The sequence below is a fragment of the Ferrimicrobium sp. genome, assembly GCA_022690815.1.
Classification (GTDB): domain Bacteria; phylum Actinomycetota; class Acidimicrobiia; order Acidimicrobiales; family Acidimicrobiaceae; genus Ferrimicrobium.
In genome coordinates this window covers 1-19,069 of the sequence record JALCZJ010000001.1, presented here as the reverse complement: position 1 = coordinate 19,069, position 19,069 = coordinate 1, and the positions used below count along the sequence as shown (strand labels likewise).

The 19,069-nt window shown below is 58.4% G+C and carries 16 protein-coding genes; 5 read left to right on the top strand and 11 right to left on the bottom strand.

The window, feature by feature from the left end; translation table 11 throughout:
* The first annotated feature begins 101 nt into the window (after window positions 1-101).
* Entirely contained in the window at window positions 102-2,225 is a 2,124-nt protein-coding gene (locus MP439_00080) for a hypothetical protein (GenBank protein MCI2974472.1), read from the top strand.
* 142 nt (window positions 2,226-2,367) lie between these two features.
* Here MP439_00080 and MP439_00075 read toward each other — a convergent pair whose 3' ends face one another.
* The 6 genes from MP439_00075 to MP439_00050 form a co-directional block, all read right to left on the bottom strand.
* Window positions 2,368-3,012: a response regulator transcription factor gene (locus tag MP439_00075; GenBank protein MCI2974471.1), complete on the bottom strand. Its 645-nt coding sequence runs from the start codon at window positions 3,010-3,012 to the stop codon at window positions 2,368-2,370.
* Window positions 2,970-4,166: a sensor histidine kinase gene (locus MP439_00070; GenBank protein ID MCI2974470.1), complete on the bottom strand. Its 1,197-nt coding sequence runs from the start codon at window positions 4,164-4,166 to the stop codon at window positions 2,970-2,972. The genes MP439_00075 and MP439_00070 overlap by 43 nt, the downstream gene beginning before the upstream one ends.
* A gap of 53 nt (window positions 4,167-4,219) precedes the next feature.
* Window positions 4,220-4,945, bottom strand: a complete 726-nt coding sequence (locus tag MP439_00065; protein MCI2974469.1) for an ABC transporter permease — start codon at window positions 4,943-4,945, stop codon at window positions 4,220-4,222.
* Window positions 4,945-5,850: an ABC transporter ATP-binding protein gene (locus tag MP439_00060; protein MCI2974468.1), complete on the bottom strand. Its 906-nt coding sequence runs from the start codon at window positions 5,848-5,850 to the stop codon at window positions 4,945-4,947. The genes MP439_00065 and MP439_00060 overlap by 1 nt, the downstream gene beginning before the upstream one ends.
* Window positions 5,851-6,786: 936 nt before the next feature.
* Window positions 6,787-8,649 (bottom strand): MFS transporter, encoded by a 1,863-nt coding sequence (locus MP439_00055; GenBank protein MCI2974467.1) that lies wholly within the window; start codon window positions 8,647-8,649, stop codon window positions 6,787-6,789.
* A 292-nt stretch (window positions 8,650-8,941) separates the two neighbouring features.
* The gene (locus MP439_00050) at window positions 8,942-9,730 is read right to left on the bottom strand and encodes a dioxygenase (GenBank protein MCI2974466.1); all 789 of its coding nucleotides are present in this window, start codon (window positions 9,728-9,730) and stop codon (window positions 8,942-8,944) included.
* An 80-nt stretch (window positions 9,731-9,810) separates the two neighbouring features.
* On the opposite strand from MP439_00050, the gene MP439_00045 reads away from it, so the two are divergent.
* Entirely contained in the window at window positions 9,811-10,716 is a 906-nt protein-coding gene (locus MP439_00045; protein ID MCI2974465.1) for a DMT family transporter, read from the top strand.
* A gap of 152 nt (window positions 10,717-10,868) precedes the next feature.
* On the top strand, window positions 10,869-11,705 hold the full coding sequence (locus MP439_00040; GenBank protein MCI2974464.1) for a hypothetical protein: 837 nt from the start codon (window positions 10,869-10,871) through the stop codon (window positions 11,703-11,705).
* Window positions 11,706-11,858: 153 nt separating this feature from the next.
* Here MP439_00040 and MP439_00035 read toward each other — a convergent pair whose 3' ends face one another.
* The 5 genes from MP439_00035 to MP439_00015 all read right to left on the bottom strand — a co-directional run bounded on the left by MP439_00035 (window position 11,859) and on the right by MP439_00015 (window position 16,232).
* Entirely contained in the window at window positions 11,859-12,314 is a 456-nt protein-coding gene (locus MP439_00035) for a hypothetical protein (protein ID MCI2974463.1), read from the bottom strand.
* 93 nt (window positions 12,315-12,407) lie between these two features.
* Complete coding sequence (locus tag MP439_00030; GenBank protein MCI2974462.1) at window positions 12,408-13,454, bottom strand: helix-turn-helix domain-containing protein; 1,047 nt, start codon at window positions 13,452-13,454, stop codon at window positions 12,408-12,410.
* On the bottom strand, window positions 13,451-14,470 hold the full coding sequence (locus tag MP439_00025) for an ATP-binding cassette domain-containing protein (GenBank protein ID MCI2974461.1): 1,020 nt from the start codon (window positions 14,468-14,470) through the stop codon (window positions 13,451-13,453). Before MP439_00025 ends, MP439_00030 begins: the two co-directional genes overlap by 4 nt.
* Window positions 14,457-15,239 (bottom strand): ABC transporter permease subunit, encoded by a 783-nt coding sequence (locus MP439_00020; GenBank protein ID MCI2974460.1) that lies wholly within the window; start codon window positions 15,237-15,239, stop codon window positions 14,457-14,459. The genes MP439_00025 and MP439_00020 overlap by 14 nt, the downstream gene beginning before the upstream one ends.
* 6 nt (window positions 15,240-15,245) lie before the next feature.
* A complete protein-coding gene (locus tag MP439_00015; protein ID MCI2974459.1) occupies window positions 15,246-16,232 on the bottom strand; it encodes an extracellular solute-binding protein in 987 nt (328 codons plus the stop codon).
* 605 nt (window positions 16,233-16,837) lie between these two features.
* Here MP439_00015 and MP439_00010 point away from each other — a divergent pair.
* Complete coding sequence (locus MP439_00010; protein ID MCI2974458.1) at window positions 16,838-18,184, top strand: FAD-binding oxidoreductase; 1,347 nt, start codon at window positions 16,838-16,840, stop codon at window positions 18,182-18,184.
* Window positions 18,177-18,764, top strand: coding sequence for a class I SAM-dependent methyltransferase (locus MP439_00005; protein ID MCI2974457.1), 588 nt, complete (start codon window positions 18,177-18,179; stop codon window positions 18,762-18,764). Before MP439_00010 ends, MP439_00005 begins: the two co-directional genes overlap by 8 nt.
* Window positions 18,765-19,069: the final 305 nt, after the last annotated feature.

Sequence of the window (19,069 nt, the reverse complement as noted above, 5' to 3'; positions counted from 1 at the left end):
AAAAACAGCTGATGCCGCGTGAAAAAACTTGACGTTCTGCCTGGCGAAGCCACGCCGCAATGGCTACCGTTGTCTCATCTAACGTTGAAAGGACGAACGAGATGAGGACCGCGACCCACCGCCCGCTCCGGAGTTCAATTGCTGTCGCCCTCAGCCTCGCCGGGGTAACCGCGCTGACCGCAGTCGGCGTGGGTGCATCACTACCCGCCACCACCACCGCTGGCTCAGGTATCGCTATGCCAAGCGCGAGACTGACGAATGCCGCGTTATCGTCGACCGATAGCACCATCACCAAGACAGGGACCGTCGATGGTGCAGCCTATGAAGTGCAGGTTCCACAGAACTTCAACGGCACCGTCCTTCTCTATTCGCATGGTTATGTCTTTGACGAAGCTCCAGATCCGACGCCGATTGATGCCTCCGATCCGGTCAGTCAGGCGATTCTCCTCCAACAGGGGTATGCGCTGGCGGGCTCAAGCTATTCTCAGCAGGGTTGGGCGGTCAAGGCCGCCCTCAAGGATCAAATTGCTACCCTCGATGTTGCAAAGCGCTACATTGCCAAACACACCACGACCCCAGTGTCGTCGGTGATTCCCTGGGGGGTTTCGATGGGTGGCGATGTCACTGCCGGACTCCTACAACAAAACATCGGCACCTTTTCTGGCGCGATGCTCGCCTGTGGTGTCGATGGTGGAGCCGTTCCCATCTGGAACCAACAACTCACCGCCCTCTTTGCCTTCAAGCAACTGATCGACCCGAACCTACACATCGTCAACCTCCCGTCAACGGCTGTAGCCGATGCCCAGCTGGCTCAGGCGATCGAGGCGACTGCTGCGGCTGCTGCGACACCGGTGGGTCGGGCGCGACTCAGCCTGGTGGCGGCCCTTGGAGATATCCCCGGCTGGTTCTGGAATGGCTCCATCACCACACAACCAGCGGCGACGGACGTTGCAACAGAGATCACGGACCAGATCGAGTGGCTTGAGACCACCGATCTTCCCTTCTCGTTCCTTGGACGTGAGGACCTTGAGGCCAAGGCGGGCGGCAACCCGAGCTGGACGACCGGCATCCAGTACGCCTCCCTACTCAAGCAGTCCATCGACGCAAACGAGGTCGAGGCGCTCTATGCGACGCTGGGGACATCTGCTGGGGTGAGTTTGAAGGGTGACCTCGCGACTCTGCAGAAGGCACCCCAGATCACCGCGGATCCGTCAGCCGTGACCTATCTCCAGAGCGCGATTGACATCAATGGCGAGACCGGTGACATCCCGATTCTTACTATGCACACCATTGGAGATGGACTGGTCTCTCCTCAGAACGAAACCGCCTATAAGGACGCTCTTGACGCTGCCGGCAACGGCAACAACCTCGCGCAGGTCTTCGTCGACACCGCCGGTCACTGCGAATTCAACCCCGCTGAACTCGTGGCCGGAATCGACACGGTGAGCGCCCGCATCCACACAGGTATATGGGATCCGACTCCAGCCAATCTCAACAAAGTCGCTGATGCCATCGTCGCCCAGGTCCCGCAAGCCGAGGACGTCTCAGTCACCACGTACAGCCCCACAGATCCGCTATCGAGCACCTCCACTCTTGAGCCAGACCCTCCAGCCTTCGTCGCCTACCATCCTGGCCAATTGCTCCGTCCCTATCGTCAGGGCTATACCGTCGTCACGGCCTCCGGCACGCTCAGCTATCATGAATCGCCTCCTCGCGGATCGCTCGACAGCAGCGCCGCAGATGGGCCGATTGTTGGCATCGCATCCACCCCAGCTGGCAATGGTTATTGGCTGGTCAGTGCCACTGGTAAGGTTTCCGCCCTTGGTAGCGCCAAGTTCTATGGACAGCTCCCGGCCATGAACCCGGCCCATCCAGGCATGCCAGTACCTCCGGGACCCTTAGCCAACATCGTTGGCATCGCCGCGACGCCGAATGGTCATGGGTATTGGCTGACCTCAGCGAGCGGTAAGGTCTATAACTTTGGTAGCGCCAAGTTCTATGGACAGCTCCCGGCCATGAACCCGGCCCATCCAGGCATGCCAGTGCCTCCGGGACCTCCAGCAAATATCGTTGGCATCGCCGCGACGCCCTATGGGGCTGGCTACTGGCTATTTGCATCGAACGGGGTGGTCTACCCCTTCGGCGGAGCTCCAACATACCCGACGACAGCGATGAGTGCAACGGGGCCAGCGTCGATGGCCATTACCGCCGCCACCATTGGATAAAGGACCTGGCTCAGCCGCTTACTTGAGTCAGCGACACGTGTTACGAATACCGAGCGTACAACCGAATTGGCCAGCGGCCAGCAGCGTCGGGGTCAAGACACGTGGCCCGGGTGGTCGGCAAATACCGATAACGAACCATCGGTCAGATCCACCCGAGATCCTCAGCTCGGTCCACGGCGCCTGCACTGTTGCGCGCACCTGTCTTTGCGATGGCCGACGAAAGGTAATTACGCACCGTACCCTCGGACAGATACAACCTGTCCGCGATCACTCCAACTGGAGTTCCCCCGCGAGCGGCGGCGAGCACTTCGGTCTCGCGAGGCGTCAGTGGCGACGTTCCAACGGCAAGGGCTAAGCCTGCGAGCGCTGGATCGACCACCACCTCGCCATTGGCGACCGAGCGGATCGCCGTGCCCAGCGTCGCTGCTGGCGCATCTTTGACGACAAAACCTGAAGCCCCTGCCTCCAGCGCACGTCGCAGGTAACCAGGTCGGCCAAAAGTCGTGAGTATGATGACCTTACAAGCAGGATGCAGATCACGCAATGTGGCCGCCACACTGAGACCGTCTAACCCAGGCATCTCGATATCGACGAGTGCCACCGTGGGTTGAAGCGCCTCAACTGCGGGGATGACCTCGTCACCGCGACCGACGGTTGCAACCACCACAAAGTCGTCCTCAAGATCCAAGAGCGCCGCTAGCGCAGTGCACACCAATTCTTGATCCTCCGCAAGAAGGATCCGAATCACGGCAACCCAGTCTCGGCCGATGAGAGCTTCACCTGCCAACCGCGGGGCTCGATAGGCCCGGCCTCAAACCGACCCCCAGTACGCCAGACACGCTCTTGTAGGCCCCTAAGGCCGTCTCCATATGGCGTCGATATGCCAAGACCATCGTCGCGAACACACAGTGACGATCTCGCGATCACTATCGTGCACGTTGTCGCCCTGGCATGCCTGACGACATTGGTCACCGACTCACGAATCACCCAGGCAAATAGCTCGCGAGTTCCTGGTGATGTCGGTTCGCTGACCACATCGATCACCACCTCAACCCCCGCCGCAGCCAAGAGTTCGCTCGCTGTCACCAGTTCGGTCTCGAGCGAGCGACCCCGGTACCCTGCCACGGTCGCCCGTACATCGGCCAGCGACTGACGCGCCAACGCTTCAACTTGCCCGATCTCCACCTGCGCACGATCAACATCTCGATCAATAAGTTTCCCAGCTAACTCGGCCTTGATGGCGATCGAGACCAACGTATGACCGAGCACATCGTGCAGATCTCGTGCGATCTGGAGGCGTTCACTCGCTCGACTCATTCGTTCGAGCGCCTCCTGTGCCCTCTCCAATGCGTCGATCACACACACCAGTTGCCCAAACGTGAGCACCAACAAGCTCACAGCAAGGATCTGGACGGGTATCGACAGGTCTCCAGCCATCCTCCAGCTCGGCTCTACGAAGGGCAAAAGATACGACAGCAGCACAATGCCGGCAATGATGGGACCAGAACGTAGTTTGTACCTGATGATCAGCGGCGCCACGAGCAACATCCACATGAACATGGCATTCCCACCAATGAGAGTCAGCTCTGCGACACTGCAGGCAACCATCACCGCTTCGATGACCCACACGACCGATCGGCGACCACCGCCCACTTGGAACATCGCCACCAAATAGAGCAGACAAAAGACAACCAGAATCGCCACCGCGACCAGGAACCGCCCTCCACGAACGTGATCCTTCGGACCCGGCAGCACCTCATAGGCATAGATCACCATCAGCAGTGGCAAAAGCACCCGGCGCCACCATCGACTGGTAAAGAACGAACGCCGCAATGGATCAGATCGGGAGTCGGTTTCACCAGCACGATTGGCAGCTGCGCTACGATCGGCATCGCCTTCACTAAGGGTCGCAATGGCCGGGTCGGCCACATGGCTACCCACCCAGGACACCTTCGCATCTCGAGTAACCTCCGTGGATCGACGCATCAATGACTTCACAGCCGCGCCGTATCACGGCGATAGATCACCCTCGCCAACATGGCAAAGGCGAGTGACCACACCACAACAACGACCCATCCCTCGAGAGTCCAAGGCGAGCCGCCCAAGGAGACGGCGCCGGCTCGGATCAACCAGTACGAGGGCACGAGCTCAAAGAGTTTGTGGACAAATCCAGTACCCCCAAGATTCCCAAAACCTCCGCCGATCAAGATAAACACGGTGGCAAGTCCACCGGTGACCGGGCCTAGAGTGTCAGGCTTCAAGAGGTGACCAATCATCACACCGATGAGCGTGAAAGGAAACAACCCGACGAGAAAGAGTCCGGTCATGATAATCCAGTGCGACCCAGAGAGTTCGACACCATAAGCCAAACCCGTCAGGTAAAGCACCACCAAGGTCAGACATGCAATCATATAGCCAGCCAAGATTTTGGCTACGAAATAGTACCAGGTCGGCATGGGGGTAAGTCGCATCTGACGCGTCCAGCCCCGTTGTCGCTCCGCTGAGATCCGTGGTCCAATCGAGACAGCAGCGATCAATGCACCAAAGCTCGCCATCGCAATCATGTAATAGAGCGGGAAAGGAACACCACCGATTTTGTCATGACGATCTGGTGAGGTGAAGGCAATGTAGAGAATCAACGGAAAGATAAAGGAGAAAATCACGAACCGGCGGTTACGCAGCGTACGCTGCAACTCCGCCCGAATATAGCGACCACCCATCAGACACCCTCCTCGCTCGTCAGCTCCACAAACGCCTCCTCAAGACTGCTCCCCGTGACCTCGATATCTGTGAGCCCAGGGAAACGGTTGAGCAGCTGGTAAAGGGCACGATCCGAGTCTGAACAGCTAAGAACGATGGTCGGCCCATGCCGTTCAGCCCCCAACACACCTACAAGCCCTAGCAACTCAGCGAGATCACCGTCCGGAAGTGTTGCTCGAATCGTCTTCGTGCCCACCTTGGATTTGATTTGGCTCGGGGTTCCATCAGCGACGATCGCCCCATTGGCCATGAGGACCACTCGATCGGCGTAGCTGTCAGCCTCTTCCAGGTAATGCGTTGCGAATACAACCGTCTTGTGCTCCTCGACGACTGCGCGCATCGCCCGCCAAAACTCCCTCCGACCCTCAACATCAATGGCAGCCGTTGGTTCATCGAGGACCAAGAGTTCCGGATTGCCCACAAGTGCAGCAGCAAAGCGAACGCGCTGGGCCTGACCGCCTGAAAGTCCGGTTGTCATCTGGTTTTGGAAGGCGTCGCATCCGGTCAACTCCAAGACATCGTCCACCGGTCGTGGCTTGGGATAGAGCGATGCCATGACCTCGACCAACTCGCGGACCCGGAGATAATCGAGCGGGACACCGGTCTGAAGCATTCCACCGACCAAACCCTTCGCGATCGCCTTTGCTGGAGGTACCCCAAAGAGCTCCACCGAGCCTGCGTCCGGTCGAACCAGGCCCAGTGCCACGTCAAGCGTGGTCGTCTTGCCAGCGCCGTTTGGGCCGAGTAAGGCGATCGTCTCACCCGGTTCAATGACCAGGTCGACTCCCTTCACAGCCTGGATAGTGCCATAACCCTTGACGACCCCTTGAAGGGAGATGGACGGTGACTGCTGTGTTGTGATCATTCCACTTACGTTAGTCGACAGTAGGTTTCGTACACGGTGCGAATATGCATGAACATTCAATGACAATTGTCATGGCAGCCGACAACATCGCTGCTGATCGACGACGGTCGATCACAGAACATAGTGCTCAGGTGGTCGTTTGAGGTCGCCCTCAAGAGATGTCTCTCGATACGTGTTGCATCGAACTCCGCAAGGACGGCGAACGCTGGAATGGCACCAGTGGCCACAACGTGGTTGACGACGTTCGATAGATTATCTGACCCGGCTCGCTCGCCACCATCACGACGCAACGGCCCAATCGTGTGGTACTTCGCTCGATACTTTAACCTAGGCAATAGTCACCTCAGTTGACACGGCTCTGTTGGCAGTTAGGTGCCCTCACTTTGCAACATCGTAGCTACGATCTCAACCGGGCGTTGTCGTAGACAGGTCGGCCTTACCCTCTTGTTCCCATCGCCGCAGGCCACCAGGGTCAACGCCAAGCTCATTGACAGCAGTTCCGACCAAGACACGTGAGCTCGCGTGCTATGTTCCCAAAGGCGAGGGGCAGGAAGCGCCGAAAAAGGATATGGCTGTTACTGAGTCCCATACAGGTTCTCGACTCCTTAGAGCCATGCCTTATCCGCATCCAACCCGTGGGCACCACCGTCTCGTGTCGGTGTGCGTGAGCGTGCAGGTTGTAGCCAACGATCAGGGCGGTACAGAGCGAAAGGTACATGTGCACCAATCCGGTTGGCCACGGCGAGGGCCAGTGACTTCTTCGTCACGACCATCTCGCCTGACGCGGACAGCGGCACAGCCCAGACGGTGCGGGTCAACACCAACGATGCGCAGGTATCGTGAAAGCCGACGACCACAATGCTCGTTGGTCGCAAGCCGGCAAAAATAGAAGAAGGACCCCGGCTCGGGGCCCTTCTTCCTATCGTGATCAACGCGTCAGTCAGAGAGTGTCGAATCGAACTCCGCTGGAGCGACAGACTCATCAGCACCGGCGACCGGCTCGACAACCTTGTCCTCGACACCGCGCTCGTGGGATGCTGCATGCTTAGCGGCATGCTCGGCATGGAGATGCTCCATAGCGTTTTCGGCATCGGTTGCGTTGTACTTACCACCACGCAGCCACGAGGCGACCGCAGCGATGAGGCAGGCAATCGCCGCAAAGGTGAAGGCCTCCGCGAGCCCGTGACCAAACGCCGGGGAGATCAGGCTAGGGAAAAACGATCGCCCGATCAGGTAATGGGCGTTCGCCGCTGGGAGCGTGTTCAACACCTTGGAACCCAAAAGCTTCGACATTGGATTGTACCCAAGGAACGCTGCGAACAACGTGCTCACTGGGGGCAGAGAGGCCACCTGTTTGGCCAACGCCACCGGTACATGTTGCTTTGTCAAACCCGAGAGTAACGCGCTCGAAAGATGAGATCGCAGCCCAAAGATCATAAGGCTAAAGAACACACCAATCGATAGCACCATCGCGGAGTTCATGAAGGTGGCGCTCATGCCTGAACCGACACCCCGCTGGTTCGCCGGCAGACTGTTCATGATCCCAGCGCGGTTCGGTGAGGCAAACAACCCCATCGCGAGCCCGTTGATGGCCAACAGTGCAGCGAAATCGAAGTACGAGAAGTTAACCGGTAAGAAGATGAGGCCAATGAAGGAGCCAGCTGCGATGATCATGCCACCAGTCGCGAACGGACGGGCACCAAACCGGTCGGATAGAAATCCAGACACCGGACCAGCCACCAGGAAGCCAATCGTCAACGGGACAAGATAGATACCGGCCCACAACGGGGTTTGAGAGTAGCTAAATCCATGGCGTGGCAACCAGATACCCTGCAACCAGATGATCAGGATAAACATCATTCCACCTCGACCCAGCGCAGCAAGGAGGCTGGCGAGGTTACCTGCGGTGAAGGCACGAATCTTAAAGAGCCTGACGTTGATCATCGGTTCATCGAGTCGCAACTCCAACCAGATAAAGACACCAAGAGTCGCGAAACCACCGACAATCGCAGCGATGACACCCGGGTTGGTCCAACCCATCGTCTGGTTGCCGTAGGGCTGAATGCCGTAAGTGATGCCAACGAGGACCGAGATGAGCCCAGCGGCAAACAGGAAGTTACCAAGCCAGTCAATCTTGGCCTTGATCCTGATACCAGTGTCATGGAGCACCATATACGCCCAGATGGTCCCAGCGATACCAACAGGCACCGAAACGAGGAAGATCAATCGCCACGAGATCGGAGCCAAGACCCCACCGAGAATCAGACCGATGAACGAGCCAGCGATCGCCGTCACGTTGTTGATCCCCAGTGCCAAACCGCGTTGGTTCGCCGGGAACACGTCGGTCAAGAGGGCTGCTGAGTTCGCAAACAGCAAGGCACCGCCGAGGCCCTGGAAAATACGCATTGCGATCAACCAAAGCGCACCGGCACTTCCATGCATCCAGGTGATCGAGAGCATGATCGAGAAGAAGGTGAAGATGGCAAAACCCATGTTGTACATGCGAGAGCGGCCAAACATGTCACCGAGCCGACCGAAGTTGACCACCATCACGGCGGTCACCACGAGGTATCCCATCAGCACCCAGAGGAAATAGGAGGTGTTCCCAGGTGCCAACGGGTTGAGATGGATACCATTAAAAATTTCAGGAAGCGAGATCAGCGCGATCGACGAGTCGATCATCACCATCAGCACCCCGAGGGTGGTATTGGAGAGAACGAGCCACTTATACCGTGGGTGATCTCTCATCGCAGCGCTTCGCTGCCGAAACGAGGGTTTCCCCTCCACTGCTGTCGCCATAATGTACTCCTTTTTTTGTCGTCATCAACCACGTGTTATTGTCGAAAAGCTATCGCCACTCACTAACACTCTTAATGTCTACGTCACAACCACCGACCAGATGCACTCGTTATCGGAGAAAAACCCACCAAACGAACCACATCGACCACCGGAAACCTCCGCTGGAACGATCACCGGCGAACCCCAGACCCCCTAACAGCCTGAGCGCTCTCCGTTTTGCAACCACAGCTTAGTTGTTAGTTGCTTGCATCCTGCAACTACTTAGGGAATCATTTTTATTCCCGTCTGGGCCTCAATCTGTTTGGACCCCGACAGAAAGCGATCGCTTTGCCAGACCATACCAGAACCCCTCGATCTCGCTAATGATCTGGTCTGTGCCACCAGCACCGAGGGTCACAAACAGCGGCGCGAAGTGTTCGGTACGGGGATGGGCAAGTGTTGGGGCAGGCGCCAAACGTGCAAAATCCAGCAAGGTGTCAATCTCGCCCGCGGCCAACGCCTCGGCGCCCCACTCATCGAACTCTCGCGACCAGGAAGGTGGCTCGGTGCTGGACCCCAGCTCCCAACGAAGGGCTCGGAGGTTGTGGGTAAAGAATCCACTGCCAATAATCATCACGCCTTCGTCACGCAATGGAGCGAGCATCGCCCCCAGTTGGAAAAGTTCCCTGGGATCAAGGGTCGGCAGCGATAGCTGCATGACCGGTATCGTCGCCTCCGGATACATGACCATGAGCGGCACCCAGGCGCCGTGATCGAGGCCACGCCCTTCGTCGTGATCGACCGAGAGCTTGGCCTGGTGGAGCAGCCGATCAACCGCACCCGCTAGGGTCGCAGACCCCGAAGCCGGATACTGGAGTTCGTAAAAACGGTCCTCAAAGCCCCAGAAGTCGTAGACCAGCGGCGCCTTCCCCGAGGAGCTGAGGCTGATTGGCCTCGACTCCCAGTGTGCAGAGATAATCAAGATCGCCTCAGGGACTGGCAACCGCTCGCGCCACGCCTTGAGCTCGGCAACCCATAGCGAATCGTCGAGCAGCGGTGGGGCACCGTGGCTGAGGTAGAGAGCTGGCATGCTGGTTGACATGCAATCAGTATAGTTGCAGATGCACATACTTGGTCGTTCGCAAGGAAACACTGCGATCGCCCTAACGCTGGCTGGTGTCTATGTTAGACTTACGTTTACCTTCTGTTTACCTACAACAAACGGTCGACACCGCCAAGGAGCCGATAAGGAGGCTCGTCACGATAACGATTGACGTATTGGCCATCGTACTCATGGCTTCCTTCGCCCACGCCAGCTGGAATGCACTCGCGAAGTACATCGACAACGCAAGCCTAGCCTTTGCGTGGATCAACCTGACGGTTGCGGTCGTTGGCGTGGCGTTCCTCGCGGTCGTCGGCCTCCCTAACAGCGCAGCTCTCCCGTTCCTGTTGGTCTCTTTTGCGATCCACATCGCCTACAACGTCTTCCTGTTGAACTCCTATCGATTTGGCGACCTATCCCAGGTCTACCCACTCGCGCGCGGCCTGGCTCCGATCCTGGTGACGCTCGGAGCCTTCCTGTTCGCAGGCGAGCACCTTAGCGCTGGTGAAATTGTTGGCATCATCATCATCGCAGGGGCGCTCGCTTCGATCGCGCAGTTTCGCGCGAGCAAGGCACTGTGGCTCTCGATCGCGACGGGCGTCGCCATTGGCGCCTACAGTCTGATCGACGGTCTCGGCGTGCGACATTCTGACTCCCCCTTTGCCTACGCCGGGCTGTTGTTTCTCCTTGAGGGAGGCACCCTTGGTCTCGGCATCTCTTGGATGCGCCTTCGCCAGCAACGACCAATCATCACCACAAAGCTCCCACTCGGCATTGTCGCGGGGCTCCTTTCCTATCTCGCCTATGCGGCGGTCCTGTGGGCTCAACAACGAGCACCGCTGGGAGTCGTCTCTGCTCTGCGTGAAACCAGCGTGATCTTCGCAGCACTGATGGGTGGCTATCTACTCAAAGAGGGGCTTGGCAGACGACGGGCCGTTGCTGCACTCGTCGTCTGCATCGGCGTCGCCATCCTTGTATTGACGTGACCGCGGCAGATCTTTGACACCACCGAGCTCACAAGGCAGTCAATCGGGCCAGTTGGTACCTCTGGTGGTGGTCGGACCCATACACACCAGGGTGAGGTCCAGCGAACGTGACGACGTGAGAAGGCGTTGGCGTCTTGCCCTAAGGTGATCTTATGGATCGCGGACCACTACTTTATGCTCATCAACTGGCCGACTTCACACAACCACTGATTCTCGACGTTCGCTGGTACCTCGATGGCCGTGACGGCTATCAAAGCTATCTCAACGGCCACTACCCCGGCGCCGTCTTCGTCAATCTCGATCTCGTCGCTACCGCTGCTGACGGACCAGCTGCGGGGCGTCACCCCTTACCCTCTACCGAACGCTTCGTCCAGGCGATCGCTACACTTGGCGTGGAACCACGGCGTCAAGTCATCGTCATGGACGATGTACGCGGCTCCGTTGCCGCCAGAATCTGGTGGATGCTCGACGCTCTGGGAATCGAGGCATACGTCCTTGGGGAAGGGCTCGACAGCCTCAACGACGTTGTGCTGTGCAAGGCGCCGTGCGACTCGACCCCCGTCTCACCTTGGCCCTCACCAAGGGACACGTGGCCTGAGCACAGCATCGTGACGACCAACGAGCTCGAATCGGACCCATCACGTTTTCTCCTGCTTGACGCTCGGGCTAGGCCGCGCTACCTCGGTGATGAGGAGCCAATCGACCGGGTCGGGGGCCATATACCCGGCGCAACGTCGCTGCCCTGGTCGGAGATGCTCGACCTGCTCGCTAGCGAGCGGTGGCAATCAAGCCCGCTTCTTCAAGACATTCTCGCTAACGATCGCGTTCCAGTCGCCTATTGTGGGTCAGGCGTAACCGCCTGCACCCTCATTCTCGCCTTTCGAACTCTCGGTCGAGACGTGAAGCTCTATCCACCCTCGTACTCAGGGTGGTCAAGCGACCCTGCACACCCCATCTGTCGGGTCGACTGCGGCCACAATATCGACTGACGCCGCTAGCGCCACCGATCTCACGAGCGTACATTGAGCTGGCCTACGCTGGCCGCCCTCTTTACTGGACCTCGTCGCGCGAAACCCCAAGCCCCATCGTCGAAGTGTACGCGTCATCGACGTCGATCCACCGCAACCAACAGCGAGGCCGCCTCAGAGAAGCTGAATAATATCGGCGATCACCAGGTAGAGAACGAGCCCAATGACGGCGAGGTAGATGCCGCTCATCTGCCATCGCCACTTGTGGTTTGCCACCCAGAAGCGCCGGATTCCCTTGATATCAAAGAAGAGCGCAGCGACACCGATCGGGATGCCGATCTCTGGACCAACACCGGCTAAGAAACCAATGCCAAGGGCCGGCAAAATAAACGGGACAATGACATAGCTCAGCGTACAACGAAGACCTGAGATCACCATCGCGACGCTAAAGAGCCGCTCCGCAGCCTCCTCTCTTCGTACCGTGGGTTGGACCTCCGGTATCCTAAGCACCTTGCGGGCAAGGGCATCGTAACGAGATCCAGAAACCGGCTGGTTGATAATGCATTGCTGTTTCGACACCGATTGTTGTCCTGCAACGATCGACTGTTCTGGCACTAGAGCCTCATCCATGTATCCATCCTATCGGTTGAGCCTCAGCACACAAAGCTGGAACGACCCAAGCTTTCACAGAAACCAAGGCATACCCACCCGCGCTGGTGGAATCTACACGATCGGTTCCCCGCTCCGTTCGACCTCGAGATACCCTCGGATCGCCGACAGCTGCGACCGGAACTCCTGGCCCGTCAAGGCTCGAAACAGCACCCTAACCGCCGGGGTAGCCACGAACGCGGCAGGGATGGCGAGCAAGAAATTCTCGAGAGCTCGAGTGTGAAAGTCGAGCCCAAACGTCAGGGCAACCGGTTCGGTCGTCACCCCGAAATCCGCCAGCCCCGCAGCAAGCGCGCTGCCGACCAACGCGTGAGCACTCACCGAGGATGGGTATCCCGTAACCTCATCGTTGGTCAGTCCGAGATCCACGATAAGTTCATCAACCATGCGCCGAGCCTCAGAACCTGGCTGCCGATTCGCCAACCGTAGTCCCTTCCGCACGGTGACGGCAGTCGGCCACACATCACGAAAAGCCACCCCTTCACGCCAACGAGCAAACCGAAACAACTCGGCATTCACAGCAGGAACTGGCGCACCATCAGCGACATGAAACCCAGCGACATGGACGAGTCCACCCGCCAGCAGGGCCAACGCCTCAGCATTCGATGACGGCCACCAGACAAACTCCAGATGTGGGTCAAGATGGGCGATGATACTCGAGAGCAACGCCAAGGCCGGATCACAGCCAGCGACGATGAGTGCAGAGGCAGCCTCTCGGTTGGGGATAAGCCTCACGCCCTGATGGCCACCGTTACGCACGTTCGCGTCAGCAGCTCCAAAGCCCACCGTCAGACTGTGGTCCCCTGCAAGAGGCAATGCGACCGTCTGGCCACCGACATCACCAAACTGAGCTCTCGGTGCATCGAGATCGGGCGCAATGGAAGTTGCCATAACTTCTGGGTACTCCACCACTGGCGAAAACAGCTCTTCAACACCGGACCCCAACGCTCTCGCAAGGGCGATTGCAACCTTGAGTGAGGGATCAAAGGACCCTGCCTCGATCGCTGCGATCGCCTGTCGAGAGACGCCGACGTGGGCAGCGAGCTGTTGTTGTGAGAGCCCCAACCCAATTCTGGCAAGGCGAACCCGATCTCCTGTCAACGCCCTTGCCTCCCATCATCTCGACCGATGACCGATCCTATCCATCTGCGCACAAATACGCCATCACTGGTAAAGACCGGTGGGTCGAGCAGGGTAACTTGGGGGTCGGCCTGGGTGGCGAGCCGATCATCCGGGAAGGTAACAGTGACCTCCTGATCGTGAAGCTGCAGACGGAATCGCACGCCGGTACCGACATCGCGCATGGCACGGATTGAGACAGAGGCAACATAGCCGGCTCGAGGGAGGGCCTCCGGGACGATCCGATCCGGACGCACCCCGATCAGCGTCGCTCGATCGAGTGCAAAAAAGTTCGTATACCCTACATAGCTGGCCACCGAGATCGTCGGAGGCTCCCTCAGCAACGTCTGGACCGATCCTGCCCCGACTGCTTGGCCGTCGGCGATGACGACGAGATCATCAGCGAAGAGTGCCACCAACTCCAACTCGTGTGCGACCATCACCACCGGTATCATCAATGGGGCTAACAGCTCATCAAGTAGGTCGAGAAGCTCACGGCGGAGGCGCTCATCGAGTCCTTGAAACGGCTCATCAAGCAACAGCGCCTTGTTGACACGAGCCAAGGTGCGAGCGATCGCCACTCGTTGAGCCTGTCCCCCTGAAAGTCGGCTCGGCCGCTCGTCGAGGAGCGAACCCAGCTCCAAACGCTCAATGAGAGCATCCACCTGCTCCATCGGCAGAACATTCTTGCCATAGAGGACATTGCGGCGAACATTGAGATGAGGAAACAGCTGGGGACGCTGCGCGATAAGACCAATACAGCGCTCATTGGGTGGGACAAATGTAGCTGGGGCATGGGACCCAACATCGCTCAGCAGCACATCCCCAAGCCTCACGCTCCCTGATGTCGGCACCACCAAACCAGCCAGCACCTCAAGTGCCGTTGTCTTTCCAGCACCGGATGGGCCAAAGATACCCAGGCGACGCCCGGGCTCGACCGACAGCGACAACGCCACCCGGCTCGCAGGTCGCCTTACAAGGAATTCAGCCTCGAGCACGTCGACTCCACGTATAAGCAAAAAGTGGCAGAGGAAGCGAGACGACCAGCAACACAAGGGCGAAAGGGAGAGCACGCGCCAGTCCGACCTCGTTGAGCGTCGTCCAGACCTGCATCGGCAGCCCGTAGGGGTGATACGCGATAATGATCACTGCTCCAAAGGCCCCAATCGCCCGGGCCCAGGCGATCGCGAGGCTCGAGGTCAGCTGAGGGCGCGCGAGCGGAAGCGAAAGCCGGAAAAACCGCTGCCGCGGCGTATCCCCTAACAACGACGCCTGATCGAGTATGCCTTGATCGAGGCCAACAAACGCCGATTGTGCACCAAGGACGTAATAGGGGGCCGCCTCGTAGACCTCGGCCACCACGAGTGCAAAGAAGGTGTTTGTCGCCGAGAGATGAATGCTGCCCAACGCCAGCCCCAGTGGCGTCAATGGCCCCAACATGAACACCAGCAACAATCCGATCACCAACGGGGGCATCAACAACAGCAATAACATCCCTGCCTCAAGCAAGCGAACACCACGCCACGATGAACGTGCCAGTACGTAGCCAAGTGGCGTACCGACCAGAACGAGGAACCCCAATGCGATGATCGCCGATCCCACTGAGACACCAAGTGGAGTGAACGCCCCTGGTGCGCGCAAGGCACTGATGATTTGGCTCGGCTGGATTTTTGCGACGAGGGTGATCAAAGGACCGACCAACACCAACCAAATGACGATAGTGCCCGCCAGCGAAGCCCAGACCGAGAGCGACCGCCGATACGCCAAGATTCGCTACTCAGCCTGCTGCTTGACCGAGGCTGGAATGTCGGATCCAACAAAGATAGGGCGAAAAACGGTGTACCCGGCATTAGTGAAGGCTCGTCGGCCAGCCGTGTCAAGCTGATACCGAAGAAAGGCGACACTCGCTCGCAAATCGTGGTGGCCAATAATGGTGGCATCCACCACCAGCGGGACCCCGTGCACGACCGAGCCATTGGCGAGTTTCAGGCTGGCGCTCGCGTAGACCCGCGCGAGACGTGGGTCGCCAAAGTTGATGCTGGCTGGCAACTTGATGTAGGGAAGGTGTAGTTGAATGGCCTGCGACTCAAACGCGCTCGCCGCATCAAGCTGTCCTGCGCCCAGCCTCGCCTCCAAGGAGGTCTCTGAGAAGACCTGCGCTGGGTTGTCTGGCTGCCCAAGAATCTTCGCTACCTGGCTTGTCGGGAGATGATAGCGCTTGACCGCGAGCTCGATCATCTCATAGAACGCCTGCCCCTGAGGATCGGTGTTGGGGTTCGTGCGACCCAAAAGGAAGCCCCGAGAGCCGAGCAGCGCAAAGACTCGTGCCAGTGGGAGCTTGCCTTGGCTGATCAATTTAAGTGTCGGCGCGTAGGAAGTCGTCGGATTGTAGGCAATCACAATCGGGGAGGACGCAAACGAGACGTACCAACTGGTCTTCGAGGGCTCCAACTGGGTGATAGGGGCGGCTCCGATGCTTTCAAAGACGTTAGGGGTAATCTCACCGGCGGCGATCTCCTTTGACAGCCCAAAGGAGCCCGCACCTCGGCCAACATATCCATAGCCGCTGGCTTTAGAAAAGTCCGGACCGATCGTCTGATCATTGAGCAGCTGCAACGAACCTGCATAGGCGACATTTGCGACTTCGTGCTTCGCGGAAGTTTGGGAGGAGCTGGCAGGCGAACTCGTCGAGCCACAGGCCGCCAGCGCAAGCGCTGCGACCAATGCGATCGAGAGGACTAGCATCACGTGTCGAAACATGCCACCAATACTAGCATAAAGCAATTGCTACTTGCGATATCACGCCCGACAATGCGATGCTCCTAGGGTTTCTTAACCCGGTCACCTTTCCGCGCACGGGACCAATCCCGGAATCGACCGGACGCAAGGCCAATCATGACCACCACAACGGCTCACCGAAGCCGACAGTCGATCATCGGCCTACACTCGCTGGCTGGGGTGCCACGACATCACAGCCACCAAGGAGCGACTCGACCGACGTCGAGAGGGCCAACTGAGCCAAGAAAATGAGAGGCCCGAAGCGGCCAAGTTACTACCGTTCGTTGCCTTCATGGCGCCATCCGGTTCATCGTTCACCACGAGATCATCGCTGCGTCAACAACGCCGCTGCGTGAGCAACATCGCTGTGCGAAGAACACCGTGTGTGTTCGCATCGATGCGTGACAAGGAGGTCCTTTAGTCCTAGACTTGCCAAATAAAAGCCACAGCCTAGGCGATGATCACCATCCACGTTGGTTACGCGGCCCCCACGAGCGCCGTGCGTTCGATGTTGTGATGTCGCGAGGTGAACGCTCGTGCACCGCAGGTACGATCTCACGCCCACGACGTGCCACTAAGGTGGGTTTGTGGCCCGCAATCTTGACCTGCCCGACTCTATCGCGGCTGACATCTGCGTGAGCGATCCAGACATCATTGGACCCTATTGTCGCGACTGGACTGGTCGTGTTCGCGGGACGACCGATCTTCTCGTGCGACCTCGCACGCACTCCGAGGTCGTTCAACTGCTTGACCAGATCAAGAGACAACACATGCACGTACAGGTACAAGGTGGCAACACGTCGTTGGCTGGAGGGTCGGTACCACTTGATGGCGAGATTCTCCTCACGACTCAACGGCTGACCCAACTCGTGGTCGAGCCTGACACCATGACTGCTACTGCAGGAGCCGGCGTAACACTAGCTCAACTCCAAGCCGAAATCGCCCGCTTCGGGCTCTCCTTTGGCGTCGACATCGCATCGCGAGGATCAGCAACGCTCGGTGGCATGACTGCGACCAATGCAGGTGGCATTCACGTGCTACGTTATGGACCAATGGCCGATAACATCGTAGGGCTTACCTGCGCCTTCGGGGACGGATCGACGATTGATCCTCACTCGCCACTCGTCAAGGATGCCACTGGACCATCACTGACGCGTCTCCTCGTCGGGTCGGAAGGTATCTTCGGTGTCATCACCTCGATCACACTTCGACTTTTTGCCTCACCGCGACAGCGGGTCGTAGCTCTCACCTCGCTGGCCTCAATCAACGAAGGGGTGGAGCTTGCCAGCAAGCTACGGAGACTCCTTCCTGAGATCGATGCGATCGAGTACCTCGGCCCCGAATCCATCAGGCTTGCCCCGATCGATCCACCCTGGAACGTCACATCAGGAGGTGCACTCCTGGTCGAAGCGCTCATGGATGCGTCAAGCCTCGCCGACCAGCTTGAGAGCCTTGACACCGAGCAAGGATGGATCCTCGCCGAGGAGTCATGGCGGACCAAGGAATTGTGGTACTGGCGCGAAAGTATTCCGGAATGGGTGTCCAAAATCGGCGAGCCACTGAAACTTGACCTCTCGGTGCCGATCAAACGCGTAGGCGAGCTCTATCGAAGGGCCCATGCGTTAGCCGATGATGCCGGGGTCGCGTGCTACTGCTTTGGTCACCTTGGCGACGGGAATCTCCACGTCAACCTGATCGGTGACGACCTCCTGCTCGGACGCGCAGCCAAGGGCCTCTATGCAGCGGTGGTCCAGCTTGAGGGATCAGTAAGCGCCGAGCACGGGATCGGGACCCTGAAAAAGGAGGCGCTCCAGCTCATGCGCTCCCCAAGCGAGCTTGCAAGGCTCGCAACCATAATCGAAACTTTCAACCCTGGCCGCCTCGTCAACCCGAACATTATGCTCAACACCAACAAAGGAGATATCTGTGACTGAAGCGCAAGCCTGGAACGAACGTTATAGCCAAAGTGACCGGCTCTGGATCCCGGACGCCGACCCCAGTTTGAAAGAGGCAATCATCGGCATTGAGCCAACAAACGCGTTGGACCTTGGTTGTGGTGAGGGTCGCAACGCCCTCTACCTTGCCCGAGCTGGTTTTCACGTGACAGCTGTGGATTTTGCCGACGTAGCGCTTGAACGACTCCGAAACGTTGCTCGCAGCGAAGAGCTCTCGATCGAGACGGTCTGTGAGGATATGTTCACCTTCCTGGAGTCTCCACACCAGTTTGACTTCGTCGTGCTCGCCAACATTCATCCTCCCAGAGATCGTCGGCTGGCCCTCTACCGATCCATACAAGACGTCGTCGCTCCTGGTGGGAGGCTGTATTTGATCGGCCATCATGTCGATTCCTTTGGTGTTGCAGGACCTCCTAACAAGGACCTTCTCATCGACGAGGATGAGATCCAGCGAGCCTTTGGGCAATATCGTGTTGTGACACTCAAAAAGGTCTCCGACGTGGCCGACCATGGACATGCTGCCCCGTCACTGGTCGCCATCCTCGATCGTCCTCACTAGCCAACCCAGCCTCATCTCGCGCTTGCGGTGACACCGCCGCAGTGCCCCTTAGCCCCGCCGATACCCCCCGGGCCCTTGGTCCCTCCGTGTTCCCTCCCTTTGCCACTTGGTCGATCGCCTTCGTCTTCCTAGACCAAAAGGTAGCTCTCCAATGAGCGCTTGCTCCAGGCATTATGAGTGCCTGGGTGTACGTGCCTTATTGCAAGCATCTGATGGGAAAGGAATGATCATGACAAATCTTAAGAGTCGACGTCATCTCGAATCGGTAGATACCCACGAGAACATCGATGTTACCAACATCGAAG